This is a genomic window from Altererythrobacter sp. H2, from assembly GCF_035319885.1.
GTDB lineage: Bacteria > Pseudomonadota > Alphaproteobacteria > Sphingomonadales > Sphingomonadaceae > 34-65-8.
This window is the reverse complement of the sequence record NZ_CP141285.1, coordinates 2725073-2751476: the sequence shown is the minus strand read 5'-3', so window position 1 is coordinate 2751476 and position 26404 is coordinate 2725073. Positions and strand designations below refer to the sequence as shown.

Sequence of the window (26404 nt, the reverse complement as noted above, 5' to 3'; positions counted from 1 at the left end):
TAAGCGGCGCGCGATGCCTTTGACTGCGCTCTCTCAACTGGCCGACCCGGCTATCTGCCGGCGCCTCGTGCTCAAGGTCGGCTCGTCGCTGCTGGTGGACGGCGCCGGCCGGGCGCGGGAGGCGTGGCTCGTCTCGCTGGTACAGGACATTGCTGCCTTGCGGCGCAGCGGCACGGAAGTGATCGTGGTCAGCTCTGGCGCGATTGCGCTTGGCGCGGTGCGACTGGGCTTGCCCGAGCGGGGGCGGCGCAGCCTGGCCGATGCACAGGCGGCAGCGGCGGTGGGCCAGATTGAACTGGCGGGTCTGTGGACCGATAGCCTGGGCGGGCATGGGATTCCGGCCGCGCAGCTGCTGCTCACCCTGGCCGATCTGGAAGATCGCCGCCGTTATCTCAATGTCTCTGCCACGCTGGCCCGGCTTCTGGAAGCGGGGGCCGTGCCGGTCATCAACGAGAACGACAGTGTAGCGACCGAGGAAATCCGGTTCGGCGACAATGACCGGCTGGCTGCCCGCGTGGCGCAGGCGGCGGATGCCGATGCCGTGGTGCTCCTGTCCGACGTCGATGGCCTGTACGACAGTGACCCGCGCGAGCCGGGCGCGGTGCTGGTGCCCACGGTGGACGGGATCACGCCTGCAATCATGGCCATGGCCAGCAGCGCATCGTCTTCCGGCCTTGGCTCGGGCGGGATGGCATCCAAGCTGCAGGCGGCGCAGATTGCCGAACGCGCGGGGATATCCCTCGCGATCATCAACGGCATTCACGAGCAGCCTGTCTCCACCGCATTGACGACATGCCTGGGCACCCTGTTCCTGCCCCAGCGCAGTGACCGGGCACGCAAGGCCTGGCTGGGGGGGCGGATGGCAGCGTCAGGCACATTGCGGGTCGATGCCGGATGCGCCGATGCGCTGGGCAAGGGTGCCAGCCTGCTGGCGGCCGGCATAATCGGGGTTTCCGGCAGCTTCCGCCGGGGCGACCTTGTCAAGATCTGCGATCTCAGGGGCAAGGCGCTGGCGCAGGGTCTGAGCGAGTATGACGCGCACGATTGCATGGCGATTGCCGGCAAGCGCGAAAGCGAACAGGCCGCCTTGCTCGGCTATGCGCCGCGCAGCTGTGTTGTTCACCGCGACCACATGGTGCTGCTGTGACGATCGCGCTGACCGGCGCGACCGGGTTCGTCGGACAGGCCGTCCTCGATGTGCTGGCGCGCAAGAAGGTGCTGGCACGCGCGCTCGCCCGCACGGTGCCTGCGGAAACACACGCTTTTGTTGACTGGATACCCGGCAGCCTGTCCGATCCGCAGGCCCTGGCGCACCTCCTCACGGGGACCGAAGCCGTGCTCCACATTGCCGGGCTGACGACCGCTCATGATCCGGCCGATCTGGACGCGGCCAATGTGGCCGGTACACTGGCGCTGGTGGAAGCCGCACGCAAGGCGGGTGTGAAGCGGTTCGTCTTCGTGTCCTCGCTGGCCGCGCGCGAGCCGGAGCTTTCGGCCTATGGCGCTTCCAAGGCGAAGGCGGAAAAGATCGTCGCCGCGAGCGGACTGGACTGGACCACTGTGCGACCGCCCGCTGTCTATGGCCCGCGCGACAAGGACATGTTCGAGCTGTTCCGCATGGCCCGGCGCGGGTTTGTGCCCATGCCGCCGCCCGGGCGCACTTCGCTCATCCATGTGCATGATCTGGCCGAATTGCTGGTGGCCCTGCTGCCTGGTGGCGAGGGGGTTACGGGTGAGTTGTTCGAGCCCGACGACGGCCGCGAGCAGGGCTGGAGCCATCGCGAACTGGCCCGCACGATCGGCTGGGCGGTAGGCACCAGGCCGTGGGTGCCGCACCTTTCCGCCCGGGCACTGGCGCGCCTTGCCCGCCTTGACCGCACATTCCGGCGCGACAAGGCGAAGCTGACGGCTGATCGGGTCCGCTACATGGTCCACCCGGACTGGGTGTGCGATCCAGCCCGCAGCGTTCCCCCGGACATATGGACCCCGCGTGTGCCCACGCGGGCGGGGCTGAAGGGCACGGCCCGCTGGTATCGGGAAAAGGGCTGGCTCACATAAGCCGCAAGGCGTTGCGGTGCGTTACCCGCCCTGACTCCCGTCCAGCGGAATCTCGGCCAGTCCGGGCTGGACCAGCCGGGCGCGGACGGGCTCACTGCCGTCCGAGGTGCGGACCGGGATCCAGTCTCCGACCGCTCCGGCCGACAGCGCTTGTGCGGTGCGGCGGACGGTAAACCCCCTGCCGGTCACTGCGACTGTCAGGCTTTCGCCCCGGCGGACGGCAGGTTGCCGGCTCGTGGTTGCGGGGCCAACCACCAGATTGACGAAAATCCGCCAGCCACCGCCATCCGGGCAGGCGATCTGCACCGTCCGGCCCGGAGCGCCATGCCAGGAAGCAACCGGATCCGATCCGCAAGCCCGCAACCTCAGGCGGCGATCCACCGGCTCGCGTGCCCCGCCCGGCTGGCCGATCGCCATGCCGGTAAACCGGGCAACGATCCGATCCAGTTCTGCGTGCGGGATAGGGGTGCTTTGTGCCACCGCCGGGGCCGCCAGGGCCGAAAGTGCGGGCAGGATGATTGATCGGAACATGGTTGTTTCTCCATTCAACACGTCCCGCAACCGCAGCAAAGTCTGTGCCAGCTTCACCTAGGGAGTGGTGCCTAACGGCGTGCCGCCATCGTGTTAACCATCATCTGGCATTCGACTGCCGCACCGCACTACCGAGGGCCCGTTGCCCCGGAGTGGCGCACGGAGCCACCGCCGATGGGTTTGCACGATCCCGATTCCGCTTTCACCGGTCAGGCGTCCGCCAGCGGCATTGAGCCCCTGTTCGACCGGCTGGAAGAGGCCATCCGCCGCTTTTCCGAAACGGCATCGCGCGCCAGCGACCAGACCGGGGCGTGCCAGCAGCAGTTCCGCAACCAGATCGATGTTGCCGAAGGGCTGGCCCCCGATCCTTCCACGCGGCAGATTGTGGATCTGGCGCGGGCCATGCTGGCCACCCTGGGCCAGATCGAGCGCAACATGCTCCGCAGCCAGGCCGAAACCGACCAGTTACGGGTCGATCTCGAGCAAGCCCGACGGGAGGCGAACGTCGACTGCCTGACCGGGTTGCCGAACCGCCGGGCGTTCGAGCGCGAATATACCCAGGCCATCGAGAAAGCCCGTTCCGAAGGAAGCGCGCTGCACGTGGCGATCTGCGATATCGACCGGTTCAAGAGCGTCAACGATCGGTTCGGCCATGAGACCGGCGACGGGCTGCTGCGCGCAGTTGCGGCGATGCTGGGCGAATGTGCGGCCGATGGTTGCTTCGTCGCCCGCCATGGCGGAGAGGAGTTCGTCCTGCTCCTGCGTGGACTGGCGCGCGGGGATTCCTTCGCGCGGCTGGAAACGGTACGCCGGGCCCTGGCCGCGCGCCGCTTCATTTCGCGGCAGACCAAACAGTCGATCGGGACGATCAGCTTTTCCGCCGGGATTGCCGATGTGCTGGCCGAAGCTGGCCCCCGGGCGGCACTGGCGCGCGCTGATGCCGCGCTTTACCGGGCCAAGGAATCGGGCCGCAACCGTGTCGTTTGCGCCTGGGACAATGCCGGCGCATCGTAAGCCAGCGAAACGATGACTTCGCTGCCGCTGCCCGGTTCAAGCACCAGCCGCGGTGCGTGGCCCAGCTGCTGCACCTGCAACGCCAGCCGCTCCGCCCGCTCCGACACCGGGGCGAAATCGGCGGGTGCGAACCGGCCAAGCACGGTCACCTGCACGCGCGCGTCCGGCTGCTCCTGCGCCAGCCATTGCACCAAGGTCAGGCCGCCCGCTCCGTCGCGGTAGACCGCCATTTCGCTCGATCGCTCCGCTGCGACCGGTAATGTGCCCGCGCCCTCCGGCATTCGGGCGAGCGCGGCCAGGGTCGTCAGGAACAGGATCAGCGCCAGGTCCGATAGCACCACCTGCCACGCGGGGATGCCCCTGCCTGTCATGCGGCCAGCTCTGCGGGCGCCGGGGTTCGTGCGTTGGGGCAGGCTGGCCCCACCTGCGCGGCGAGCCAGGCAATCAGGTGCTCCCGGCCATCCTCGTCGGCCCGGCCGCGCCGCTCGATCATCCCGGCAAGCGGCAGGATCAGCAGGTGCGCAACCAGCAGGCCGTAAAGCGTGGTCAGGATAGCGGTCGAGACCGCCGTCATCACCGCGCCTTCGCTGTCGAGGCCGCTGGCCGGCAGCTGCCCCAGCCCGATCAGCGTGCCGATCAGCCCGAACACGGGGCCAAGTTCGGCGGCATATTCGAGCGTGCGCAGCGCACTGGCACGCCGCAGTTCCCGGGCGGCACGATACTGCTCATGCTCCGCCACCAGAGCATCGACCGAGCGGTAGCGGGCAAGGGCGGCTGTGGCTGCGGTCAGTTCCTCATCGTCGACCGGGTGGATCTGCGCGCGGAGCAACCCGTCATGCCGGATGGTCTCGACTTCGGCAGCGAGGGTGGCGCGCGCCTTCGCCTGGTCGAAGGCGGGCGTTGCCAGCGCGGCAATGGTGCGCAGGGTCAGGGCGGTGTCGCGCCAGCCGGAGCGTACCAGGGTGCCCAGCAGGGTGCCCCCCGCCACCAGCGCCGCGCTTGCCGGGTCGAACAGGTACAGGCTTTCCAATGGTTCACTCCCGGCAAGGTCTGACAGTCAGAACGGCTGGCGCGGAGCGATCATTTAGGGGCGGCAGTGCGCTGCCGGGCCTGCAACCGGTGCGGCAGGGGTTTGCCGCCCGAGGCGCGCGTTACCCGGCAAACCGTCTCGAAATCCGAATTGGCACGGCCTTTGCTGAACGTATGCCGACGGCCCTCCGGGGCGAAGCTGCGAAAGGCACTAAGGCCATGAGCGAGAGACTGTTCGGTATCCACGGCGCGGCGCTGGAACTGCGTTCGCAGCGCATGGGCCTGCTTACCGCCAACATCGCCAATGCCTCGACGCCGGGGTTCAAGGCGCGTGACATGGACTTTGCCAGCGCGCTGGCGGCCCGCACCGGCGGCGCCGACACCGCCCGCGCGGTCGAGGGCAGCCTGCGCTTTCGCGTGCCGCTGATGGCTGCGGCCGATGGCAATACGGTGGACCTGGCGGAAGAGCAGATGGCCTTTGCCGAGAACGCGGTGGCTTACAGCGCCACGCTGTCGTTCCTTCAGGGCCGTGCTGACACCCTCAAGCGCGCCTTGAAGGGGGAATAGCGATGAGCAATCCCGCCAGCCTGTTCACCATGGTTCAGCGCGGCATGTCGGCGCAGATGGTGCGCCTGAACGCCGCCACTTCGAACCTGGCCAACGCCGGCTCGGTCTCCGGAAGCGAGCCGGGGGCCTATCGCCCGATCCGCCCGGTGTTCGCTGCCGAAGTTGATCGCGCCACCGGCCTCAGCTCGGTGCGGGTGTCCGCTATCACGCCGGGCGAGGCGAGCCCGATCCGCCGCCACGATCCCGACCACCCGCTGGCCGATGCCGAAGGGTACGTCTGGGAAGCACCGGTCGATGAGACCGGCGAGATGGTCGAAATCATGGACAGCGCCCGCAATTATCAGAACCTGGTCGAGGCGCTCCAGACCGCGAAGCAACTGATGCTCGATACAATGAGGAGTTCCTGAACATGGCCCCTGCCACTGCCAATGCCGTCAATCCCGCACTCGCGGCGCTCAATGCGCCCGGCGCCGCCCGTCCGCAAAGTGCCATGGGCAATCTGGGCGAGGGCGATTTCCTGCGCCTGCTGACCGTGCAACTGAGCCAGCAGGACCCGCTCGAGCCGGTCGACAACAAGGACATGCTGGCTCAGCTGGCGCAGTTCTCCGCCCTGGCCGGCAGCACCAGCGCCAATGCGCGCCTTGGCGAAATTTCCGAAAAGCTCGACGCGCTGATTGCGGCGCAGGAACGGGCCGCCGCGCTTTCCCTTCCCCAACCGACCATCAGCTGAGGAGCCAGCCATGTCGTCATTTTACACTTCCCTGAACGGGCTGCGCAATGCCGAGACCGATCTCGGCGTGATCGCCCACAATATTGCCAATGCCGAAACCAACGGGTTCAAGAAGTCGAACGCTCACTTCGCCGATCTGGTCGCCAACGGCTCGCTGTCCAACCCGCGGCTGGCGACTGGAATTGGCGCGACCGTGTCTGCGGTCACGCAGAATTTTGCGCTGGGCGGTATCGAGCAGACCGGGCGCAGCCTCGATCTTGCCATCGACGGCGACGGCTTCTTCGCTGTCCGCAATGCCGAAACGGGCGAGACCTTCTTCACCCGCAACGGCAATTTCCGTATCGATGATGCGGGAACCCTGACCGACGCAACCGGTGCGCGCCTGCAGCTGACCCCGACCGACCCGAGCGGTGCGGTAACTGCACCAGGCACCGTGATTGACGGGCAGGTGCCGGTCGTGAACGCAGCGGGGGCGGAACTTGCCAACCTCACCATCGAACGCAACGGGGTGGTGCTTGCCGCCTATGCCGACGGCAGCATCGAGGCTGTCGGGCGGGTCGCCATTGCCAACTTCGTTGCTTCCGATGGCCTGAGGTCGATCGGCTCGAGCCGGTGGGAGGCGACCGGCCTGTCCGGTGCGCCGACCTTCACGACGCCCACCGTCGGGCGCGCCGGCCAGATCATGTCCGGTGCGCTGGAGCGGTCCAATGTGGACCTGGCCGAAGAGATGGTCGCGTTGATCACCGCGCAGCGCAATTTCCAGGCGAACGCCAAGGCCATCGATACCGCCACCCAGATTTCCCAGACCATCATCAACCTGCGGAGCTGAGCGCAATGGACCGGCTGATCTACACCGCCATGACCGGCATGACTGCCGCGATGGACCGGCAGCGGGTGGTGGCGAACAATCTCGCCAATGCTTCGACCACGGGCTTTCGCGCAGAGGAATTTTCGGTCACCCCGGTCACGGTGAAGGGCGGCCAGCTCGAAGCGCGCAGCATGGCGCAGGGGGCCGTCCACGGTGCGAACATGGCGGGCGGGACTGTCCGCCAGACTGGCCAGCCGCTCGATATTGCGCTGGTCGGCCAGTCGCTCATGGCCTTGCAGGCCGCCGATGGCGGGGAAATCTACACCCGTCGCGGGGACCTGCGAGTGGCCGCCACCGGCGTGTTGGAAAACGGCGATGGCTTGCCGGTGCTGGGTGAGGGCGGGCCGATTACCGTGCCCCTTGGCGCAGAGCTTTCGATTGCCGAAGATGGCGCAGTGCTGGCGCGCGATCCGGCCGCGCCGGACATTCCGCCGCAGGAAGTGGCGCGGCTGAAGCTGGTCGATCCCACCGGCAGCGCGATCCTGAAGGACATTGACGGCTTCCTGCGCGTGCCCGGCGGCGGCGTGTTGCCGGATGACCCGACTGCCCGGATCGTCTCGGGCGCGCTCGAAGGGTCGAATGTCGATACTGCCACCACGCTGGTGCAGATGGTCGAGGCGCAGCGCGCGTTCGAACAGCGCGCCCGCATTCTCTCCACCGCCAGCGATCTGAGCCAGTCCGGCGCGCGCCTGATGTCGCTGCGCGGTTGAACCGTTTTTCCTGAAAGGAACCGACCATGCCCACTTCTGCCCTGCACGTCGCCCGCACCGGGCTTGAGGCCCAGGATGCGCGGATGCGCGTCATCGCCAACAACCTGGCCAACGTCGGGACCAGCGGCTTCAAGCGCGACCGGGCCGATTTCCAGACGCTGGCCTATCAGGATACCCGCGTCGCGGGGCAGCGTTCCACCGGCGAGACGGCTTATGCCATCGGGCTCAACCTCGGTAACGGGGTTTCGGTCCAGGGCACCACTCGGATCAATACGCAAGGCACGCTCAACACCACCGGCAATGCGCTCGACCTGGCGCTCGATGGCGACGGGCTGTTCCAGGTCGAGCTTCCGGGCGGCCAGCAGGGCTATACCCGCGCGGGCAACTTCACCCTGAGTGCGACCGGCCAGCTGGTCACCGCTCAGGGCTATCCCGTCCAGCCTGCGATCGAAGTGCCGCAAGGCGCGCAGTCGATCACCGTTTCTCCCGATGGCACCGTCACTGCCGTGTTGCAGGGCGAGGCTGAGCCGACCGAGCTGGGCCAGCTGACCGTTGCCAGCTTTGCCAACCCTGCCGGGCTGCAGGCGATCGGGGACAATTTCCTGGTTGAAACCGCTGCCAGCGGCGCGGCCGAGATCGGCCCTGCCGGAGAGGCCGGCCGCGGTTCGATCCGTCAGGGAATGCTGGAGGCCTCGAACGTCAACGTGGTCGAGGAACTGGTCGCCATGATCGAGGCGCAGCGGGCCTACGAAATCAATTCCAAGATGATCAGCGCGGTCGATGAAATGCTGCGCAACGCCAACCAGACGCTTTGACCCGCTTCCCGGGGAGGATATCCGCCATGATCCGCCAGTCCGCTTTTCTTGTTCTCCTGCCGCTGCTCGGTGCCTGCGGCATGGGCGGGGCAGGGCCGCATCCCGGCTTTGCCCCGCCCACACCCGTTCTCGTGGCTCCGCCCGTGGCGGCCAACGGTGCGATCTTCCAGGCGGCCAATGGTTATGCCGGGCTGCACGAAGGGCAGCGCGCCCGCCGGGTGGGCGATCTGGTCACCGTGGTGCTGGTCGAAAGCATCGGCACATCCAAGAGCACATCGGCACAGACCGCGAAGAACGGATCCTTCGGCGTGACTCCGCCGACTGCCGGCCCATTGTCATTCCTCAACCCTGAAGCCCTTAAGGCTGCGGCGGATTCGTCGTTCAAGGGTGGGGGCAGCGCGTCGCAGCGCAGCACCCTGAATGGCGCGATCGCGGTGACTATCGCCGAAGTCCGCCCCAATGGCACCGCACTGATCACCGGAGAACGGCACATGTCACTGAGCCAGGGCAGGGAATGGGTCCAGTTCGCCGGGATCGTGCGGCTGGCGGATATCGATGGCGACAACCGCGTGCTCTCCACCCAGGTGGCCGACGCGCGGATCAATTATTCCGGGCAGGGCGCGATCCAGCAGGCGAGCAAGCCGGGCTGGCTGTCGCGCTTTTTCAACCTCATTTCGCCGTTCTGAAGGGGGCCATGATGCGCCGTCTGTTCGCTTCGTTGCTCGCTTTGCTGGCTCTGCTGGCGCCCACGCTTGCCCAGGCCGAGCGGGTGCGCGATCTGGGCACCTTCGATGGCGTGCGCGCCAACCAGCTGACCGGGTATGGCGTGGTCGTCGGCCTGCAAGGGACCGGTGATGACAACCTCGCCTATCTGACCGAAGCAATGAAGGGCGTCTCTGGCCGGCTGGGAATGCCCCTTCCGCCGGGGATTTCGCCGGGGCTGAAAAACGCCGCCGCGGTGATCGTCACGGCCGAGCTGCCTGCCTTCGCCAAACCGGGGCAGCGCATCGACATCACCGTTTCGACCATGGGCAAGGCCAAATCCTTACGCGGCGGGGCGCTGATCCTGACTCCGCTCTATGGCGCGGACGGGCAGATCTACGCCATGGCGCAGGGCAATGTTGCCGTCGGCGGGCTGGGCGTATCGGGCAAGGACGGTTCGCAACTGACGGTCAACGTGCCGACAGTGGGCCGCATCGCCAGCGGTGCCAGCGTGGAGCGCGCCGTGGCGACCGGGTTCGATACCGAAGGGCAGCTCAACTTCAATCTGCACAATGCCGATTTCCTGACCGCCCAGCGGGTGCGCGACGCCATCAACGCGCGCTTTCCCGGCGCGGCGCAAATGCTTGACGCGGTGTCGCTCGCCATTGTCATGCCGTTCGGCCGGGATGCGCGCTCTGCCGTGATGGCCGAAATCGAGATGCTGGAGGTGACCCCGGCGCCTCAGGCCGCGCGGGTAATCGTCAACAGCCGCACCGGGACGGTAGTCATCAACCAGGCAGTGCGCCTGAACCCCGCGGCGATCAGCCACGGCAAGCTGACCATCCGGATCGATGAGGCCCCGGCCGTGGTTCAGCCTGCGCCGTTCAGCCAGGGCGAAACGGCGGTGGAGGAAGCGAGCACCATCGTGGTGGAAGAGCAGGGCGGCGCCCTGATCGAGATGCCTGGCGCGGCCTCGCTTTCCGATGTCGTCGCCGCGCTCAACCTGCTGGGCGTGGGCGCATCGGACCTGGTCGTGATCCTGGAAGCGCTGCGGCAGGCCGGGGCCTTGCAGGCAGAAATGGTGATCCTGTGACGATCGCGCCGATCAGCTCTGGCCCCGCCCGCGCCCCTGAACGCAACGAATTGCGCGAAGCGGCACAGGCCTTCGAGGCGATCTTCGTCCGGCGCCTGCTGGCTGCTGCGCGCGACAGCTCGCTGGCGGGCGAGACACCGTTCTCCGGCCCCGGCCTCGAACAGTTTACGGCGATGCGCGACGAGCACGTGGCCGATATTGCCGCCAAGAGCCGTGGCTTCGGCCTGGCTGACCAGATCGAGCGGCAGCTTTCCGCCATGGTCCGGCAGCAGGGCGGCTAGGCGGCCATGGCCAACCTCCTTCAGATTGGCCAGAACGGGGCCATGGCTGCGCGCGCGGCGCTTGAGCTGAGCGGGCAGAATATCGCCAACGCGGGCAATGCCGATTACGCGCGCCGCAGCCTTGCCCTGGCGGACCTGACCCCCAACGGGGCGGTTGCTTTCGCGCAAGGTTTCACTGGTGGCAGCGGGGTGCGGATTGACCGCGTCGCGCGCAGCGAAGCGACGATGCTGTTCGCGCAGGCGCGCCAGTCCGGCAGCGACCTTGCCCGCGCCAGCGCCGAGCTGGATGGCCTGCTTGCAGCGGAACGGTCGGTCGAACAGGCGGGCATCTACCCGGCGCTGGTGGAATTCGAAGCGGCCCTCGGCGCGCTGCGTAGCGATCCGCTCAGCCCTTCGTTGCGCGCAGCCGTGCTGGAGCGTGGGCGGGTGCTTGCCGACAGCGTGCGGCTGGGCGACAGCGGGCTGGCAGGTGCGATGGAGGCCGCGCGGTTCGCAGGCCAGGCGGGCGTCGCCAGCCTCAACGCCGACGCGGGCGAACTGGCCCGCCTCAATGAGAGCCTGCTGCGCGCCCGCGAAGGCACCTCGGGCCATGCCGCCTTGCTGGACCGGCGCGATGCGCTGCTGGGCCGGCTGGCGCAAAGTACGGGCATTACCGTCGAACATGGTCAGCGTGGCACCGTCAACGTGCGGCTGGGCGATGGCTCAGGTCCTTATCTGGTGAGCGGCACCACGGCTGCCGCGCTCGACGCTCAGGCGCAGCCCGATGGCACCCTGGCTTTCACGCTCGGCGGCGCGCCGGTGGCAATGGCGGGCGGTGCCTTGGCGGGGCAGGCGCAGGCGCTTGCCGCCCAGCGCGACGCGCGCGGTGAACTCGATGCGCTGGCCGTGCAACTGGTGACGCTGGTCAACGCCGCGCAGGCTGCTGGCACCACACCTGTCGGGGGTGCCGGGCAGGCGTTCTTTGCCGGAGCCTCGGCCCGCGACATCGCCATGGTGCTGCCCGATGGCGCAGGTCTGGCGACCGCTCCGGCCGGGGCCGGGTTACAGAGCCGCTCTACGGGCAACCTCGATGCGCTGCGAAGCGCGCTTGCCACGGGCGGGCCGAGCGCCGCTGCCGATGCGCTGCTGTCGCGCCTCTCGCAAACTGTGGCCGGGCGAACCGTGAGCCACGAAGTGCTGGCAACCGTGGCCGCAAGCGCAAACGCTGCCCTGTCCCGCGAAACTGCGGTCGACCTCGATGCCGAAGCGGCCAACCTGCTGCGCTTCCAGCAGGCGTTCCAGGCCTCGGGCCGCGTCATCCAGACCGCTGCTGAAATTTTTGACACGATTCTGGGGATCCGCTGATGACGATATCGACGTCGATTTCCGGAATTTCCGGACCGGGTTTCCACCGGAATGCCCAAGCGCAGCAGGCGTCGCTGCGAGGTGAGGCCGAGGGCCTGCAGCGTCAGGTTGCCACCGGGCAGCGGCTCGAGCGGTCCTCGGATGACCCCGTTGCCGCCGCCCGCCTGCGTTCGCTCGCCCGCGCCGATCGCCTCGCCGGGGTCGAAGCGGGCAATGCCCTGCGCGCCCGGGAGGAACTCGGCGCTGCCTCTTCGCGGATGGACGAGATGGCCAGCACCCTTGTCCGGGCGCGCGAACTGGCGTTGCTGGCGGCCAATGGCGCGACTTCACCTCAGGGGCGGGCCGCCATCGCGACCGAGATCGCCGCCTTGCGCGATACCCTGTTCACGCTCGCCAATGCCACTGGTGCGGCCGGCGAACCGCTGTTCGCAGGCGAGGGCGCGGGCGCGGCATACACCAGAGCGGCAGACGGTTCCGTCACTTACGCCGGCAGCGGCGAGGCTGGCGAACTGGAGATCGGCCCCGGCATTGTCGTGCAGCGGGGGCTGGCAGGGCCGGCCTTCCTGTCGTTCGAGAACAGCGGCGGCTCCAGCGACGTCTTCGTCTTGCTCGGCGGGCTCGAACAGGGCCTGCGCGGCGCAGCGGGCGATCCGGCTGGTGCTGCGCGTGAAAGTCTTTCCGGGTTCGACGCCGCGCTGGAAAGCCTGGGCCGGGGGCAGACCGGGGTCGGCAGCCGCCTTGCCTGGGTCGAGACAGTCGAAGCGATCGCCAGCCAGTCGGGCGAGGCGCGGGCGCTTGAAGCCACCGAGGTCGGCGGGGCCGATCTCGCTGCCACCATTTCCCGCCTGCAACAGGTCATGACTACGCTTGAAGCGAGCCAGGCGAGTTACGCCCGTCTTGCCTCGCTCAGCCTGTTCGACCGGCTCTGATATTCGACAAGGAATCCCAATGTTCGCTGCTATCGGTATCGTTATTCTGCTGGTCATGGTCTTTGGCGGCTTTGTCATCGCCGGGGGATCGCTCGGCCCGGTGCTGGCGGCGCTGCCGTTCGAGATGCTCATCATCGGCGGTGCGGCCCTGGGCGCGACGGTCATCGGCAACTCGATGCACGAGCTGAAACTGCTGGGCGGTGCCCTTGTGAAGGTGTTCAAGGGGCCGCGCTTCACCGATCAGGACCATATTGATGCAATCGCGCTGTCCAGCCGGTTGATGAAGATCCTGCGTGCGGAAGGCGCGGTGGCGCTGGAGAGCCATGTTACGGAGCCGCAGAACTCCGCGATTTTCTCTGAATACCCGCGCCTGCAGGGCGATCCGCCGGTCTGCAACCTGCTGTGCGATGCACTCACCCTGCTGGTGGTCTCCAGCGGCACGCTGGAAACCCACGCGGTCGAAGACGTGATGGACAACGCGATCAAGAGCGAGCTGCACGAAATGGATGAGCCTGCGCATGCGCTTCAGTCCTTGTCGGACGGGCTTCCGGCACTCGGCATCGTTGCGGCGGTGCTTGGGGTGATCAAGACCATGGGCTCGATCGACGAACCACCCGCGGTGCTGGGCGGGATGATCGGCTCTGCCCTGGTCGGCACCTTCCTGGGCGTGTTGCTGGCCTACGGTTTCGTCGGGCCGATGGCCGGGCGGTTGAAGCAGGTCAACGCGCATGACCAGCAGATATACCATTCGATCAAGCAGGTGGTGATTGCCTCGCTCCATGGCTACCCGCAGCCACTGGTGCTGGAGGCGGCGCGTTCGGGCCTGCCCCCGGCACACCGACCGCGCCTGACCGAGCTGCTCGACCTGATGCGAGGGCGATGAGGTGACGGTCGAGACCCTGATCGACACCGGTGACGCAGTAGCCCCCTCCTCCGCCAGCATTCCCCATGCTGCCGGGCCAGCGCCGGTGATCGTGCGCAAGGTCACGATCGTGGCCGGCGGACATCACGGCGGGGCCTGGAAGGTCGCCTATGCCGACTTTGTCACCGCGATGATGGCCTTCTTCCTGCTCCTGTGGCTGCTGGGCGCGACGACAGAGACGCAGCGCAAGGGGCTGGCCGACTATTTCACCCCCACGCTGGTCAAGATGCGCGAGCAGAGCGCTGGGGCAGACGGGATGCTGGGTGGCTCGTCGATCACCGACGTTGACAATTATCCCAACCGGCAAGGGCAGACGGGCAACCAGACGATCACCATTCCGCGCAGCGCGCGGGGTGGGCCGGAGAAAGACGGTTCTGCCAGCGCCGAGGAAGCCGAGGCCCGCAGAGCCGCCTTGCAGGCCCGGATCGAGCAGCGCCTGCGCGCCCGCGAAGACCTGAGCAGGCTGGTTCGCCAGGTCAAGGTCGTGCGCACCTTGCGGGGCGTACGGATCGACCTGATGGACGATGCCGAATTCTCCATGTTCGCGCTCGGCACAACCGTGCTGGTGCCCGAAGCCCGCGAACTGATCGGGGTGGTGGCGGGGGCGATCGGTGACGATGGCTCGCGCCTGATCGTGCGCGGCCATACCGATGCCCTGCCATGGCGGGCCGGTTCAGGCGCGAGCAACTGGTCGCTCTCTGCCGGAAGGGCCGAGGCAACCCGGCAGGAACTGCGCCGACGCGGGATTGCCGAGACCCGCTTCGAGCGGATCGAAGGGGTGGCTGAGCGCGAACCTCTGGTGCCGGATGACCCTGCCGACCCGCGCAACCGGCGCATGTCGTTGCTGGTGGTGGACTAACGCCCGGACTTGGGGGGGATTCGCGCCAGACGTTCCCGGCGTGACTGGCTGCGGTGGTACAGGAACCGCGCGAGCGCGCCCGTTCCCGCGATGGCGGCAACCGGCACCGCGATTGCCAGCATCTTGCTCTTCTTGCGCGGCTTTTCAGCCTGCGCCGTCTGGCCAAGCAGGCGATCGACCCCCCGCCGGACGACGAAGATTCCGGCTTTCAGGGCTATGTCGGTCACCAGCGCAGCAACGGCCGGGTTGGCCAGCAGGCCGTTCCCGGATTCCGGCTTGGCGGGCGGCCGGGCCACGCCGGGCCTACTTCTTGCGTCCGAAGTCGACGGTGACGACGTTGGAACCGTCACCCGGGCCAACCGGGCTGTCCGGCGTATCGTTTTCGGCATCGTCATGTGCCTCGGGCGCCATGTCGGCCACACTGGCCTGGAACTGGAGCCCGAAATCGACCGCCGGATCGACGAACGCGGTGATGGCGGAGAACGGAATTTCCAGCTTGCTCGGCACCTGGTTGAAGCTGAGGCCGACCTGGAAACCGTCCTCGGTCACCGCCAGGTCCCAGAACTTGTTCTGCAGCACGATCGTCATTTCGTCAGGGAAGCGTTCGGTCAGGTGTGGCGGGATGCGCACGCCCGGGGCCGCGGTCTTGAAGGTGATGTAGAAGTGGTGGTTGCCCGGCAGGTTGCCCCCGCCGCGCTCGACCTCACCCAGCACCCGGCCGACCACTGCGCGCAGGGCCTCCTGCACGATTTCGTCGTAGGGGATCAGGCTGTCGGGCGTCTCGCTCATGGGGTGCTAGGTGGCGGGGTGGCGGCGCGCGGTCAAGCGCAGAATGCTTGCACCATCACGCTTTCCCCCTATAGCGCGGCCATCATGCGAACAGGCCGGATCGAACGCAACACGGCGGAAACGAAGATCCTTGTCGAGGTCAATCTCGACGGGACGGGCGCCTATGACATCCACACCGGGATCGGCTTTCTCGACCATATGGTCGAGCAGTTCAGCCGCCATTCCCTGATCGACGTGACGATGAAGGTCGAAGGTGACCTCCATGTCGACCAGCACCATACGACCGAGGACAGCGCGCTCGCATTGGGCCAGGCGCTGGTGCAGGCGCTGGGCGACAAGGGCGGGATCGGGCGTTACGGCACTGCCTATTCGCCGATGGACGAGACGCTGAGCCGGGTCGCGCTGGACATTTCCGGGCGGCCCTATCTCGTCTGGCGGGCAGGTTTCACCCAGATGCGGCTGGGTGAGTGGGACACCGAGCTGATCGAGCACTGGTTCCATTCGGTTGCGCAGACCGCCGGGCTGACGCTGCATATCGAACTGCTCTACGGCAGCAACAACCACCACATCTGCGAAAGCATCTACAAGGGCTTTGCCCGGGCGATGCGGCAGGCGGTGGAGCGTGATCCGCGCAAGGGCGGGGCAATTCCCAGCACCAAGGGGCAGCTCGGTGGGTGAAGTCACCGCGCTCGTTGATTACGGCGCGGGCAACCTGCACTCAGTCGAGAACGCGCTGCGCAAGGTGGGGGCGAATGTCTCGCTGACGTCGGACCCGGACGTGATCCGGGCGGCCGACCGGATTGTCCTGCCCGGCGTGGGCAGCTTCCGGGCCTGCGCCGAAGGGCTGCGGGCTGTGCCGGGGGTGATCGAGGCGATGCACGAGCGGGTCTTCGTCGGCGGCGCACCGTTCCTCGGCATCTGTGTGGGGATGCAATTGCTGGCCGCGCGCGGGCTGGAGCATGGCGAGACGGCCGGCCTCGGCTGGATCGACGGCACCGTCCGCCTGATCGAGCCGACCGACCCCAGCGTGAAGGTGCCGCACATGGGCTGGAACGACGTCGCTCCGATGCCGCACGCGCGCGGACACGAAGTGGTGAACGCGGGCGAGGCCTATTTCCTCCACTCTTTCCATTTCAAGGCGCGCTATCATGAAGATGTGCTGGCGATGACCGACCACGGCGGCGGGCTGGTCGCGGCGGTCGGGCGGGACAATTACCTCGGCGTGCAGTTCCACCCGGAGAAGAGCCAGGGTTTCGGCCTCGCGCTGCTGGAACGGTTTCTGGAGTGGCGGCCGTGAGGTTTCCGAGATGATCGTCTTCCCTGCTATCGACCTCAAGGCCGGTCAGGTCGTGCGCCTGGCCGAGGGCGATATGGCCCGCGCCACCGTCTACGGTGATAATCCGGCGGCGCAGGCGCTGCTCTTTGCCGAGGCCGGGGCCGAGCACCTGCACGTGGTCGACCTCGACGGCTCTTTCGCCGGGCGGGCAGAGAATCGCGCAGCGGTCGAGGCGATCGTCGCGGCGTTTCCCGGCTACGTGCAACTGGGCGGCGGCATCCGCACGCGCGAAGCGGTCGAGGGCTGGTTCGATCTGGGCGTGGCCCGGGTGGTGATGGGCTCGGCTGCGCTCAAGGACCCGGATTTCGTCAAGGACATGGCGAAGCACTTTCCCCGCGGGATCGTGGTCGCGGTGGACGCGAAGGACGGCATGGTCGCAACCGAGGGCTGGGCCGAAGTGTCCGACGTGCCGGTGGTGGATCTTGCCCGGCGGTTCGAGGACGCGGGCGTCGCCAGTCTGCTGTTCACCGATATCGGCCGCGATGGCCTGCTCAAGGGCGTCAACATCGACGCCACCGTGGAGCTGGCCCGCCGGGTCGATATCCCGGTGATCGCCAGCGGCGGGGTCAAGGGCCTGGACGACATCTACGTCCTGTCGATGCACGCCAGCGACGGGATCGAGGGCGTGATTACCGGGCGGGCGCTCTATGAGGGCAAGCTCGATCTGGCGGCGGCGATCGAGATGGCGGGAAGAGCTCAGCCATGACTGTCCGTGTCCGTGTCATCCCCTGTCTCGACGTGGCCGATGGCCGCGTGGTCAAGGGCGTGAACTTCGTCGACCTGCGCGATGCCGGCGATCCGGTCGAGGCGGCGCGGGCCTATGACGCGGCGGGGGCGGACGAGCTGTGCTTCCTCGACATTTCCGCCAGCCACGAAGGGCGCGGCACACTGCTCGACATGGTCCGGCGCACGGCCGAGGTGTGCTTCATGCCGCTGACCGTGGGTGGCGGGGTGCGCAGCGTGGAGGATGCGCGGGCGCTCCTGCTGGCCGGGGCAGACAAGGTCGCAGTCAACAGCGCGGCGGTCTCTCGGCCCGAGCTGGTCAGCGAAATCGCGGAGAAGTTCGGCAGCCAGTGCGTCGTCGCCAGCGTCGATGCGCGGATTGCCAGTGAGGGCATGCGCGGGTGGGAGGTGTTCACCCACGGCGGGCGCAAGGCGACCGGGATCGACGCGGTCGAGCACGCGGTCCGGCTGGCGCAGCTGGGCGCGGGCGAATTGCTGGTTACCTCAATGGATTCCGACGGCACCCGCGACGGGTATGACGTCGAGCTGACCCGCGCGATTGCGGATTCGGTGCCAGTGCCGGTCATCGCCAGCGGCGGGGTCGGCACGCTGGCGCATATGGTCGAAGGCGTGACCCGCGGCCATGCCAGCGCGGTGCTGGCGGCCAGCATCTTCCATTTCGGCCAGCATACGATTGGCGAGGCGCACGCCGCCTTGCGTGCGGCAGGTTTGCCCGCGCGGGCCTGAATTGCGCCCGCCCCATTGCGGGACGGGGCTGAAATCCCGTTTGCCCTGCGCAGGCAGTTGGTGCTTGGCCAGACCATGCGGTACCTCCCCTTCGCGATTCTCCTGATCACACTGCCGGCTTCCGCCCAGGCTTTCGCCGGGGTGCAGATCCCTGAGCCGAGCAACCTGGCACTGTTCGCGCTTGGCCTCGCCGGGGTGGCGATTGGCCGCCGCTTTTCGCGCGCCCGCCGGAACCCTGACGACGAATAAGCCGTGATTGATGCCGGATTGACTGGCACGCGCACTGCTTCCATGCACGGCGCATGGACACCCTGACCCGCCTCGAACAGACCGTCACAGCCCGGCTCGCCGCCGATCCGGACGCGAGTTACGTCGCCAAGCTGCACGCACGCGGCCTGCCGGTGATCGCGCGAAAGCTGGGCGAGGAAGCGGTCGAGACGGTTATCGCCGCGCTCTCCGGCAGCCGCGAGGAACTGGTCGGCGAAGCTGCCGACCTTCTGTTCCACCTCACCGTGCTGTTGGCCGAAAAGGGCGTGCCTCTGGCCGAGGTCATGGCAGAGCTTGACCGGAGGGAAGGCGTGTCCGGCCTGGTCGAAAAAGCAAGCAGGAGCGAATGATGGCAATCGACGCGACCCAGCCTTACGACGACAACAACATATTCGCGAAGATCCTGCGGGGCCAGATCCCGTCTACCAAGGTGTATGACGATGAATGGGCCTATGCCTTCGAGGATATCAACCCGCAGGCGGCGATCCATACCCTGGTGATTCCCAAGGGCCGCTACGTCAGCTGGGATGATTTCTCCGCCCGCGCCAGTGCCGAGGAAATCGCCGGTTTTGTCCGCGCGGTCGGCCATGTCGCGCGGGAGAAGGGCCTCGTCGAGCCGGGCTATCGCCTGCTCGCCAATATTGGCGGGCACGGGCATCAGGAAGTGCCGCACTTCCATGTGCACATCTTCGGCGGGCACCCGCTGGGGCCGATGCTGGTGCGGCGCTGAGCTTTTCGTAGCGTCGCTCAACGCATTTCGTCGGCCATTCAGCCTATTTCGGTCGGTTAAGGTTGCCCCGCGACTCGGCGCTCGGCTAAGGCCGCGATTAACGATGACTTTGCTCCCGACACCCCCCGGCGGAATCCTCGATGGCTCGCGGCATCTCTATGCCGTGCGGGTCTATTACGAGGATACCGACCTGTCGGGCGTGACCTACCATGCCAATTACCTGCGCTGGTTCGAGCGCGCCCGGTCGGATCTGCTGCGCCTGCTTGACATCGACCAGCGGGCCGCGATCGAGGCCGGGACCGGTGCCTATGCCGTGGCCGACCTCGCGATCCGTTACCTGCGCCCGGCGAAGCTCGACGATGACGTGCTGATCGAAACCCGCTGCACCGAGATGCGCGCTGCCAGTTGCCGGATGCACCAGCGCGCCCTGCGTGGCGGTGACCTGCTGACCGAAGCGACCCTGCGTATCGGCTTCGTCGCCCCCGATGGCCGCCCCGTGCGCCAGCCAGAGGCATGGCGGGCCGCGTTCCAGACCATTCTTTCCGAGGAAGAACCGACCCGATGAGCGTGCTTGCTGTCCTTGCCCCCGCTGCAGCCCATAACCGGCTCGATCCGGTCCAGCTGTTTTTCGACGCCGATATCATCGTCCAGGCGGTGATGGTCGGGCTGGTGCTGGCCTCGATATGGACCTGGATGATCATCGTCGCCTTCAGCCTGCGGATGAGCAAGGTGCGCAAGCGCGCGGATGAATTCGAACACGATTTCTGGGAAACCGACGATTTCGACAGCTTCATGAAGAACAGGGCGCGCAAGGATATCCCTTCGGCCCGCATTGCCAGCGCGGGAATGGCCGAATGGCGCAAGTCGACCAAGGGCGGGGTCAAGGATCGTGACGGGCTGCGCCAGCGGATGGCGCTGGCGATGGAAAGCCAGGTCGCGCAGGAATCGGACGAACTGGCCGCGCGGCTGAACTTCCTCGCCACGACCGGATCGGTCGCGCCGTTCGTCGGCCTGTTCGGCACTGTCTGGGGCATCATGAACAGCTTCTTCCAGATCGGCGCGCAGGAAAGCTCTTCATTGGCGGTCGTTGCTCCAGGCATTTCCGAAGCGCTGTTTGCTACCGCAATCGGCCTGTTCGCGGCGATCCCGGCGGTGATTGCCTACAACCGCTTCAGCTATTCGGTGGACCAGCTCCAGGCCCGCCTCCAGCGCTTTGCTGACCGCTTCCATGCCAGCCTGAGCCGCGAACTGGAGCGGATGTAACATGGCCATGGGTGTGCTCAAGCGCGGGCCCCGCAGGGGGCGCCGTGCGCCGATGGCGGAGATCAACGTCACGCCGTTCGTCGATGTCATGCTGGTGCTGCTGATCATCTTCATGGTCACGGCCCCGATGCTGAACGCGGGCGTGCCGGTGGAACTGCCGGAAAGCCGCGCCAATGCGCTGCCGCAAGAGCAGGAGGCGCTGACCGTGACCGTTGGCGCCGATGGCACGGTCTATCTCGATGACAGCCCGCTCGCCCCCGGCGAACTGGCCGACCGTCTGGCAAATGTTCCGCGCAATGCCGACGATGCCCTGCCCAGCGTCACCCTGCGTGCCGAGAGGACGCTCGATTACGGTCGGGTGATGGCCGTGATGGGAGAACTGAACCGCGCTGGCTTCACCACCATCTCGCTGGTCACCAGCGGTTCAGACGCCAGCCCATAGCCCGAAAGAATCATGGCGACCGCAACCCTGCAGCGTGAGGAGAAGCTCGGCCTTGGCGTGGCCGTGGCGCTTCATGCCGCGCTGGTCGCAATGCTCCTGCTGCAACCGGCCCCGCGTGATCCGCCGCCGCTGCCGGAGCGGATGACGGTCAACCTGACCAGCGAAGTGGGGCTGACGGCGCAATCGCCCGAGCCGGTGTCCGAAAGCCGCGCCTCGATCGCGCCCACCCTGGCGGAGGAGCCTGCGCCGCCGCAGCCTGCCACGGCGGCGCCGGAACCGATTCCCGCACCGCGCCCGGTGCAGACCACCGCGCCCGCACCGCGACCTGCTCCCACTGCGCGCCCCACCGCCCGACCAAGCCCGCGCGCGACCGCCAGCCCGCGGCCCGTACCGCGCCCCACCGCTTCGCGCGCGCCCGCTCCGCGCCAGACCGTACGCCCGGCCCCGCGCCCCAGCGCCGCCCCAACCCGAAGCGGGGGTAGCCGCATCGGTGACGACTTCCTGCCCGGCAGCGGCAGCAGCACGACCACGACTGAGACGCGGGTTCCGGCGAGCCAGATTGGCGCAAGTGCAAGGGCTTCGCTGGTCGATGGCATTGCCCGCGAAATCAAGCCCCACTGGCAGCCCCCCAACGGCCAGGATGTAGACCAGATCGTGACGGTCCTGCGGTTCCGCTTGAACGAAGATGGCTCGCTTGCCGGGCGTCCCAGCGTGGTGCGGCAGACAGGGGTCAACGATACCAATCGCGCCCAGGCGGGCCGGCACGCGGAGCAGGCTATCCGGGCGGTGCAACTTGCCGCCCCATTTGACTTACCGCCGCAATATTACGAGGCTTGGAAGAACGTCTCAGGCTTCAGCTTTGACTGGAAACTCTCGCAATGAAGAAACTGCTCCTCCTGACCGTCTTTACCTTCGCGACGCCGTCGCTGGCGCAGGATCTCGGTGCACCCGTGCCGGTGGGGAGTGCCGTCGAGGCCGTAGAGGAACCGCAGGCAGAAGAGGGGGGGCTGACCGGCTCTGTTTCCTTTGAAGGCCGCCTGGATGATCTCGGCATCGCCATTCCCGGTTTTGCGACTGATGCGGACCGGCCGACGCCTGCCAATGCCAGCGGCACAGGCGCCCTTGGGCGCGAACTTGGGCGGATCGTTTTCAACAACCTCAAGAACAACGGCCTGTTCAAGCCCGCCGGGCCGGACAGTCTGCCGCAGCCGACCTTCGGCCAGATCACTGCACCCACCTGGGCCACCTGGTCCAACCGCGGGGCGGAAATGCTGGTCCACGGCTATGTCCGCGCGCGGGGTGACGGCAAGCTGGTGGTCGGCTGCTACCTCTATGACATGGCGCTGCAGAGCGAGCTGGTGCGCGGCGGCTGGATTGTCGAGCCGGCCGACTGGCGACGGGCAGGGCACAAGTGCGCCGACATGGTCTATGGCCGCCTGACCGGTGAAAGCCCGTTCTTCGACAGCCGGATCGCCTATATCGCCGAAACCGGCCCCAAGGACGCGCGGGTCAAGCGGCTCGCGATTATGGACAGCGACGGGGCCAACCACCGCTTCATCACCACCGGGCGGGCAACCGCGCTGACCCCGCGCTATTCGCCCGATTACCGCAAGCTGATGTACCTCAGCTATGTCGACGGCAACCCGCGGATCTATGTCTACGACATCGGCACCGGGCGGCAGACGCTGGTGACGCAGAGCACCAACCCGACTTTCGCCCCGCGCTGGAGCCCGGACGGCAAGTGGGTGCTCTATTCGATGGCAGTGGCGGGCAATACCGACATCTACCGCGTCTCTGCCGAAGGCGGGCCTAGCGTGCGGCTCACCAATACGCCCGGAATCGACATTGGCGGGTCCTACTCGCCCGATGGCAGCAAGATCGTGTTCGAGAGTGATCGCTCGGGCAGCCAGCAGATCTACGTGATGGATGCGGACGGATCGAACCAGAAGCGGATCAGCTTCATGGGCGGGCGCGCGGCAACGCCGGAATGGAGCCCGCGCGGCGACCAGATCGCCTTCACCCACATCGCGGGCGATTTCAACATCGCGGTTATCAATCCGCAAGGTGGCGGTTTCCGACGTCTGACGCGGGGATGGCAGGACGAGGCCCCGACCTGGGCACCCAACGGCCGCATCATCCAATTCTTCCGCACCGAGCGCGGATCGGGCCGCACCGGGCTGTGGCAGGTCGATCTCACCGGCGAAAACGAGCGGCGCCTGCAAACGCCGGTCGACGGGTCCGACCCCGCCTGGGGACCGATTCTGCCGTAACTGCATTCACGTATAGGTTGGGGAACCAATACAATCACAACTGGGTAAGGAGTAAGAACAATGAACAGGACCTTTGCCTCCCTCTCCGTCATGGCCGGCGCACTGGCGCTGTCAGCCTGCAAGACGACCGCGCCTGACGTGCTCCCGCCTGATCCGGTTCCGAGCACCGGCGACACATCGACCGGCGGCACGACCAGTCAAGGTCCGGCAGTCGGCTCGCAGGCGCATTTCGAGCAGACCATCAACGGCCAGAACGTGATCTATTTCGATACCGACCGGTACAACATCGACAGTGCCGACGCGGCCGCGCTCCAGACGCAGGCGCAGTATCTGGCGCGCTACCCCTCGGTCACGATCACCGTCGAAGGCCATGCTGACGAACGCGGCACCCGCGAATACAACCTGGCGCTGGGTGAGCGGCGGGCCAATTCGGCCAAGAACTACCTGGTGAGCCTGGGTGTCGACGCGGGCCGTATCCAGACAGTCAGCTATGGCAAGGAACGCCCGGTTGCGCTGGGTTCGGACGAAGCCTCGTGGGCCCGTAACCGCCGCGCGGTTAGCGTGGTGATCAACTGACCCTGAATTCTGCGGGTCCGGCCCGGTTGCGGGCCGGCCTGCGGCCTATTGGGCGGCCAGCAAGACGATCGGCGACGTCGATGCATTAGTGGCCGGTGCGTGCGCGGAGGGCCCGTAAGCCATCGCGAACAGCGCCATGGCCAGCACCGATACGGCGGACGAAATGGACAATTGCCTGCTCATGGTCGCTCGTGTCTCCGCCCACCCGCGCCGGCTGCTAGCGGGAAGTGATGAAATTTGTATTGCAATGCAACATTTCAAGTCGAAACGTATTGCAGCGCCTTTCGCCCCGCAGCAAGTGCGCCTAGACGGACCGTGATGACCAAGAGACCAACGACTTGTAAGGCAGCGGGGCGGGTGCGCTGATGGCCCGCGGCGGCCGCTCGAATGACTGGGGTTTCCCGCGCTGGCGCGGGTACGGCTCGGCGCGTGATGCGGTGACGGTGCGGCTGTGTGACCGGTTCGGGTGCGACGAGCGCGGCGATTGTCCGGCCCCCAAGGCGCCCAACAGCCCGGAGCGGTGGTATTTCTGCCAGCGCCATGCGGCCGAATACAACTCCAAGTGGGACTATTTCGAGGGGCTTGAGGAAGCCGAGCGGCAGCAGCGCACCCAGGCCGAGCAGCGCGACAACGCGGGTTACGCCGAGGCCGCGCATTACAGTTGGGCCGGCAGTGGCGACGGAAGCCGAAGCGCTGACGAAATGCGCGCACTTGAGCTGCTGGGGCTGGAATCGGATGCCGACTTCACCGCCATCAAGAAGGCCTGGCGCGACATGGCCAAGCTGGTCCACCCGGACGTCAAGCCGGGTGATGCCGAAGCCGCCAAGCAGTTCCACGCCATCCAGGTCGCCTACGAAGTGCTCCGCGCCGCCGAGGAACGGCGCGAGTGGAAGGGTTAGCAGGCCTTACCGCGCATCAATCTCGGGCGCAGGGTTGTCATTCCACCAGGGCACGTCGCTGTGCGGCCGCACGTCCAGTTCGTGGGTCCAGCAGTTTTTCGGCTGGCTGGCGAGGTGCCAGTAGGTTTCCGCCAGAACCGCCGGATCGATAATCCCGCCTGTGCCCTTGGCTGCGGCAAACCCCTCCCACCGGTCGCCCAGCAGCTTGCGCAGGGGCGGAGAGTCAACCGGCCCATCGATTACCACATGGGCGACGTGGATGCCCTGCGGGGCGAATTCGGCGTTGAGGGTCTGGCACAGCATCCGCCGTCCACCCATCGCAGCGGCATGGCTGTGCTGACCGGCATTGCCGCGCACCGCTGCGGTGGCAGAGGTGACCAGCATGGTGCCAGTCCCGCGCGCAACCATCGCGGGGAACATGGCATGGGCAAGCCGGAATAATCCGAAGGTGCCCAGCCGCCAGCCGAGTTCGAAAATCCGGTGCGGTGTGTTCTCGAGGGTGCGGTTCCCGATCTGCGCGCCGAGGTTGTACAGCGCGGCGTGTATCGGGCCGATGTCGCGCTCGATCCGCTCGACCAGTTCCTCGATCGAACCGTCTTCGGCGGCGTTGAGCAGGGACCCGGTCGCCGTGCCGCCTGCGGCCTCGATCCTGCCAACCAGTTCGCCGAGCCCGTCCGCGTCCGAACGCCGCGCACAGACCGCATGATACCCGCCTGCTGCAAAGCGCATCGCGCAGTGCCCGCCGATGCCCCCTCCGGCGCCGATGACCAGGAACACGGGCTTGCGGTTGTCGGTCATGGTTCTTCCCCCTCACTTGGCGCTTGACGAACTTGACACCCTGTCAAGTGCGCTTTTGCGCCTATTTCATGTGTATTTGCAAAGACTTGATGTGGTTTACCGCACTTGACACCTGTGCCTCCGGGGGCGGGGGGGTAGCGACAACCGGCATTGATCAGAACAGGCTGCCACACCGCGCCGATGTAGGAAAGCGTTTCAGCCAGAGTGAAGACAAGGCACCGAGATCAGCCTAGTCGCCTGAGCACCGCCTGCGCCAGCATTTCCCCCAGGCGCGGCCCCTGCCGGGGGTAGAGGTAGGGCTCGATCAGCTCCACCTCCATCACTGCCAGTGCGCCCTCTTGCCGGATCATGTCGACCCGGGCGTAGAGCGGTGTCTCGCCGGGGACGGCTTCGACCACCGATTTTGCCGCTGCGATGTCTTCAGGCGGCGGCATGACCGCCCGCTCCTGCCCGCCGTAGATCGACTGGATGCGGTAATCGCCCGGCGCCGCCGTCTTGCGCACCGCGTGGCTGAACTGCCCGTCGACGAACAGGAAGCTGGTTTCCCCGTCCGCGACGATCTCCGGCAGGAACGGCTGGACCATGGCCCGGCTCCCATAGCGCCAGTCGGCAGGCGGGGCGGTCTCGCGGGTGAAGCGCAACTGCCCTTCTGCACCCGCGCCGACCCGGCGCTTGATCACCAGATCATCGCAGCCGAAGTGATCGAACGCGGCGGCAATGTCGGTGCCGGTCGGGTCATCCGGCCACAGCGTCGGGATGGCCGGCGCGCCTGCCGCTGCCAGATCCCGCAGGTAGCTTTTGTCGATGTTCCAGCGGACCATGTTGGCAGGATTGCAGACCGTGATGCCGAGCGCGGCCAACTGTTCCAGCCGGGTGAGGAATGCGGCCTCGTGGTCCTGATAGTCCCACACCGTTCCGAGCAGGACCAGTGGCAGGCCCGCGAAGGCTTCCAGCGGCGCGCGCCAGTCCAGCTCGACCAGTTCGAGACCGGCGGGATCGAACCCCGCGCGCAAGGCCTCGACCTGGCAATCGTGCTCATGCGCGTCAGCGCGGCGGACCGGCGATCCCGGCAAGGTGCCCTGGCAGGCGAGAAAGCCGATCCGCGTCATGGC

General features: G+C 67.1%; 38 protein-coding genes. 31 read left to right on the top strand and 7 right to left on the bottom strand.

The genetic code is table 11. The features are described from left to right. Positions 1-13 precede the first annotated feature (13 nt). Together proB and U4960_RS13655 are read left to right on the top strand one after the other, a co-directional pair. The gene (proB, locus tag U4960_RS13660; protein ID WP_324261183.1) at positions 14-1147 is read left to right on the top strand and encodes a glutamate 5-kinase; all 1134 of its coding nucleotides are present in this window, start codon (positions 14-16) and stop codon (positions 1145-1147) included. Continuing rightward, positions 1144-2058, top strand: coding sequence for an NAD-dependent epimerase/dehydratase family protein (locus tag U4960_RS13655; protein WP_324261182.1), 915 nt, complete (start codon positions 1144-1146; stop codon positions 2056-2058). The genes proB and U4960_RS13655 overlap by 4 nt, the downstream gene beginning before the upstream one ends. Positions 2059-2079: 21 nt before the next feature. On the opposite strand, the gene U4960_RS13650 is transcribed toward U4960_RS13655, so the two are convergent. Then, positions 2080-2589 (bottom strand): flagella basal body P-ring formation protein FlgA, encoded by a 510-nt coding sequence (locus U4960_RS13650; protein WP_324261181.1) that lies wholly within the window; start codon positions 2587-2589, stop codon positions 2080-2082. A gap of 174 nt (positions 2590-2763) precedes the next feature. Here U4960_RS13650 and U4960_RS13645 point away from each other — a divergent pair, with 174 nt between their 5' ends. Further along, a complete protein-coding gene (locus tag U4960_RS13645; protein WP_324261180.1) occupies positions 2764-3603 on the top strand; it encodes a GGDEF domain-containing protein in 840 nt (279 codons plus the stop codon). Here U4960_RS13645 and U4960_RS13640 read toward each other — a convergent pair. Together U4960_RS13640 and U4960_RS13635 are read right to left on the bottom strand one after the other, a co-directional pair. Then, positions 3537-3974, bottom strand: a complete 438-nt coding sequence (locus U4960_RS13640) for a hypothetical protein (RefSeq protein ID WP_324261179.1) — start codon at positions 3972-3974, stop codon at positions 3537-3539. The genes U4960_RS13645 and U4960_RS13640 overlap by 67 nt on opposite strands. After that, positions 3971-4633 carry a MotA/TolQ/ExbB proton channel family protein gene (locus U4960_RS13635; protein WP_324261178.1) on the bottom strand — a complete coding sequence of 221 codons (663 nt, stop codon included), beginning with the start codon at positions 4631-4633 and terminating at the stop codon, positions 3971-3973. Before U4960_RS13635 ends, U4960_RS13640 begins: the two co-directional genes overlap by 4 nt. Positions 4634-4851: 218 nt before the next feature. Here U4960_RS13635 and flgB point away from each other — a divergent pair, with 218 nt between their 5' ends. The 13 genes from flgB to U4960_RS13570 are packed head-to-tail and all read left to right on the top strand — an operon-like array spanning position 4852 to position 14452. Then, the gene (gene flgB / locus U4960_RS13630) at positions 4852-5199 is read left to right on the top strand and encodes a flagellar basal body rod protein FlgB (RefSeq protein WP_324261177.1); all 348 of its coding nucleotides are present in this window, start codon (positions 4852-4854) and stop codon (positions 5197-5199) included. 2 nt (positions 5200-5201) lie between these two features. Beyond that, positions 5202-5606, top strand: a complete 405-nt coding sequence (gene flgC, locus U4960_RS13625; protein WP_324261176.1) for a flagellar basal body rod protein FlgC — start codon at positions 5202-5204, stop codon at positions 5604-5606. Between the two features lie 2 nt (positions 5607-5608). Further along, on the top strand, positions 5609-5929 hold the full coding sequence (locus U4960_RS13620; protein WP_324261175.1) for a flagellar hook assembly protein FlgD: 321 nt from the start codon (positions 5609-5611) through the stop codon (positions 5927-5929). Positions 5930-5939: 10 nt separating this feature from the next. Further along, a complete protein-coding gene (locus U4960_RS13615) occupies positions 5940-6758 on the top strand; it encodes a flagellar hook-basal body protein (protein WP_324261174.1) in 819 nt (272 codons plus the stop codon). 5 nt (positions 6759-6763) lie between these two features. Then, the gene (locus U4960_RS13610) at positions 6764-7507 is read left to right on the top strand and encodes a flagellar basal body rod protein FlgF (protein ID WP_324261173.1); all 744 of its coding nucleotides are present in this window, start codon (positions 6764-6766) and stop codon (positions 7505-7507) included. Between the two features lie 26 nt (positions 7508-7533). After that, positions 7534-8322, top strand: a complete 789-nt coding sequence (gene flgG / locus U4960_RS13605) for a flagellar basal-body rod protein FlgG (protein WP_324261172.1) — start codon at positions 7534-7536, stop codon at positions 8320-8322. Positions 8323-8348: 26 nt separating this feature from the next. Then, complete coding sequence (locus U4960_RS13600; protein ID WP_324261171.1) at positions 8349-9008, top strand: flagellar basal body L-ring protein FlgH; 660 nt, start codon at positions 8349-8351, stop codon at positions 9006-9008. 11 nt (positions 9009-9019) lie between these two features. Next, the gene (locus tag U4960_RS13595) at positions 9020-10117 is read left to right on the top strand and encodes a flagellar basal body P-ring protein FlgI (RefSeq protein ID WP_416379122.1); all 1098 of its coding nucleotides are present in this window, start codon (positions 9020-9022) and stop codon (positions 10115-10117) included. Beyond that, entirely contained in the window at positions 10114-10398 is a 285-nt protein-coding gene (locus U4960_RS13590; protein ID WP_324261169.1) for a rod-binding protein, read from the top strand. The genes U4960_RS13595 and U4960_RS13590 overlap by 4 nt, the downstream gene beginning before the upstream one ends. A 6-nt stretch (positions 10399-10404) precedes the next feature. Beyond that, complete coding sequence (gene flgK / locus U4960_RS13585; RefSeq protein WP_324261168.1) at positions 10405-11742, top strand: flagellar hook-associated protein FlgK; 1338 nt, start codon at positions 10405-10407, stop codon at positions 11740-11742. Beyond that, the gene (locus tag U4960_RS13580) at positions 11742-12671 is read left to right on the top strand and encodes a flagellar biosynthesis protein FlgL (protein ID WP_324261167.1); all 930 of its coding nucleotides are present in this window, start codon (positions 11742-11744) and stop codon (positions 12669-12671) included. The genes flgK and U4960_RS13580 overlap by 1 nt, the downstream gene beginning before the upstream one ends. A gap of 19 nt (positions 12672-12690) precedes the next feature. After that, a complete protein-coding gene (gene motA, locus U4960_RS13575) occupies positions 12691-13554 on the top strand; it encodes a flagellar motor stator protein MotA (RefSeq protein WP_324261166.1) in 864 nt (287 codons plus the stop codon). Between the two features lie 58 nt (positions 13555-13612). After that, the gene (locus tag U4960_RS13570; RefSeq protein ID WP_324263111.1) at positions 13613-14452 is read left to right on the top strand and encodes a flagellar motor protein MotB; all 840 of its coding nucleotides are present in this window, start codon (positions 13613-13615) and stop codon (positions 14450-14452) included. Here U4960_RS13570 and U4960_RS13565 read toward each other — a convergent pair. Then, positions 14449-14748, bottom strand: coding sequence for a hypothetical protein (locus U4960_RS13565; protein WP_324261165.1), 300 nt, complete (start codon positions 14746-14748; stop codon positions 14449-14451). The two genes, U4960_RS13570 and U4960_RS13565, sit on opposite strands and share 4 nt — an antisense overlap. Before the next feature lie 7 nt (positions 14749-14755). Next, positions 14756-15241, bottom strand: a complete 486-nt coding sequence (locus tag U4960_RS13560; RefSeq protein WP_324261164.1) for an SspB family protein — start codon at positions 15239-15241, stop codon at positions 14756-14758. Between the two features lie 84 nt (positions 15242-15325). Here U4960_RS13560 and hisB point away from each other — a divergent pair, with 84 nt between their 5' ends. The 15 genes from hisB (at position 15326) to U4960_RS13485 (ending at position 24494) form a co-directional block, all read left to right on the top strand. Beyond that, positions 15326-15919, top strand: coding sequence for an imidazoleglycerol-phosphate dehydratase HisB (gene hisB, locus U4960_RS13555; protein WP_324261163.1), 594 nt, complete (start codon positions 15326-15328; stop codon positions 15917-15919). After that, positions 15912-16538, top strand: a complete 627-nt coding sequence (hisH, locus tag U4960_RS13550; RefSeq protein WP_324261162.1) for an imidazole glycerol phosphate synthase subunit HisH — start codon at positions 15912-15914, stop codon at positions 16536-16538. Before hisB ends, hisH begins: the two co-directional genes overlap by 8 nt. A gap of 10 nt (positions 16539-16548) precedes the next feature. After that, positions 16549-17283 carry a 1-(5-phosphoribosyl)-5-[(5-phosphoribosylamino)methylideneamino]imidazole-4-carboxamide isomerase gene (gene hisA / locus U4960_RS13545; protein WP_324261161.1) on the top strand — a complete coding sequence of 245 codons (735 nt, stop codon included), beginning with the start codon at positions 16549-16551 and terminating at the stop codon, positions 17281-17283. Beyond that, a complete protein-coding gene (gene hisF, locus U4960_RS13540) occupies positions 17280-18047 on the top strand; it encodes an imidazole glycerol phosphate synthase subunit HisF (RefSeq protein WP_324261160.1) in 768 nt (255 codons plus the stop codon). The genes hisA and hisF overlap by 4 nt, the downstream gene beginning before the upstream one ends. A gap of 75 nt (positions 18048-18122) precedes the next feature. Then, positions 18123-18296: a PEP-CTERM sorting domain-containing protein gene (locus U4960_RS13535; protein WP_324261159.1), complete on the top strand. Its 174-nt coding sequence runs from the start codon at positions 18123-18125 to the stop codon at positions 18294-18296. A gap of 53 nt (positions 18297-18349) precedes the next feature. Further along, a complete protein-coding gene (locus U4960_RS13530) occupies positions 18350-18664 on the top strand; it encodes a phosphoribosyl-ATP diphosphatase (RefSeq protein ID WP_324261158.1) in 315 nt (104 codons plus the stop codon). Further along, positions 18664-19044, top strand: a complete 381-nt coding sequence (locus U4960_RS13525; RefSeq protein WP_324263110.1) for an HIT domain-containing protein — start codon at positions 18664-18666, stop codon at positions 19042-19044. The genes U4960_RS13530 and U4960_RS13525 overlap by 1 nt, the downstream gene beginning before the upstream one ends. A gap of 103 nt (positions 19045-19147) precedes the next feature. After that, positions 19148-19609 (top strand): YbgC/FadM family acyl-CoA thioesterase, encoded by a 462-nt coding sequence (locus U4960_RS13520; RefSeq protein ID WP_324261157.1) that lies wholly within the window; start codon positions 19148-19150, stop codon positions 19607-19609. Next, positions 19606-20307: a protein TolQ gene (tolQ, locus tag U4960_RS13515; RefSeq protein ID WP_324261156.1), complete on the top strand. Its 702-nt coding sequence runs from the start codon at positions 19606-19608 to the stop codon at positions 20305-20307. The genes U4960_RS13520 and tolQ overlap by 4 nt, the downstream gene beginning before the upstream one ends. 1 nt (position 20308) lies before the next feature. Beyond that, complete coding sequence (locus U4960_RS13510; protein ID WP_324261155.1) at positions 20309-20749, top strand: ExbD/TolR family protein; 441 nt, start codon at positions 20309-20311, stop codon at positions 20747-20749. A 12-nt stretch (positions 20750-20761) separates the two neighbouring features. Then, the gene (locus tag U4960_RS13505; protein ID WP_324261154.1) at positions 20762-21631 is read left to right on the top strand and encodes an energy transducer TonB; all 870 of its coding nucleotides are present in this window, start codon (positions 20762-20764) and stop codon (positions 21629-21631) included. Then, positions 21628-23019 carry a Tol-Pal system beta propeller repeat protein TolB gene (tolB, locus tag U4960_RS13500; RefSeq protein WP_324261153.1) on the top strand — a complete coding sequence of 464 codons (1392 nt, stop codon included), beginning with the start codon at positions 21628-21630 and terminating at the stop codon, positions 23017-23019. Before U4960_RS13505 ends, tolB begins: the two co-directional genes overlap by 4 nt. 60 nt (positions 23020-23079) lie before the next feature. Next, positions 23080-23595, top strand: a complete 516-nt coding sequence (gene pal, locus U4960_RS13495; protein ID WP_324261152.1) for a peptidoglycan-associated lipoprotein Pal — start codon at positions 23080-23082, stop codon at positions 23593-23595. A 136-nt stretch (positions 23596-23731) separates the two neighbouring features. Next, on the top strand, positions 23732-23914 hold the full coding sequence (locus U4960_RS13490; RefSeq protein WP_324261151.1) for a hypothetical protein: 183 nt from the start codon (positions 23732-23734) through the stop codon (positions 23912-23914). A gap of 46 nt (positions 23915-23960) precedes the next feature. Next, positions 23961-24494: a J domain-containing protein gene (locus tag U4960_RS13485; RefSeq protein WP_324261150.1), complete on the top strand. Its 534-nt coding sequence runs from the start codon at positions 23961-23963 to the stop codon at positions 24492-24494. Positions 24495-24500: 6 nt separating this feature from the next. Here U4960_RS13485 and U4960_RS13480 read toward each other — a convergent pair whose 3' ends face one another. Both U4960_RS13480 and U4960_RS13475 read right to left on the bottom strand, forming a co-directional pair. Further along, positions 24501-25292, bottom strand: a complete 792-nt coding sequence (locus U4960_RS13480) for an SDR family NAD(P)-dependent oxidoreductase (protein ID WP_324261149.1) — start codon at positions 25290-25292, stop codon at positions 24501-24503. Positions 25293-25516: 224 nt separating this feature from the next. After that, positions 25517-26401 carry an ATP-grasp domain-containing protein gene (locus U4960_RS13475; protein WP_324261148.1) on the bottom strand — a complete coding sequence of 295 codons (885 nt, stop codon included), beginning with the start codon at positions 26399-26401 and terminating at the stop codon, positions 25517-25519. Between the last annotated feature and the right edge of the window lie 3 nt (positions 26402-26404).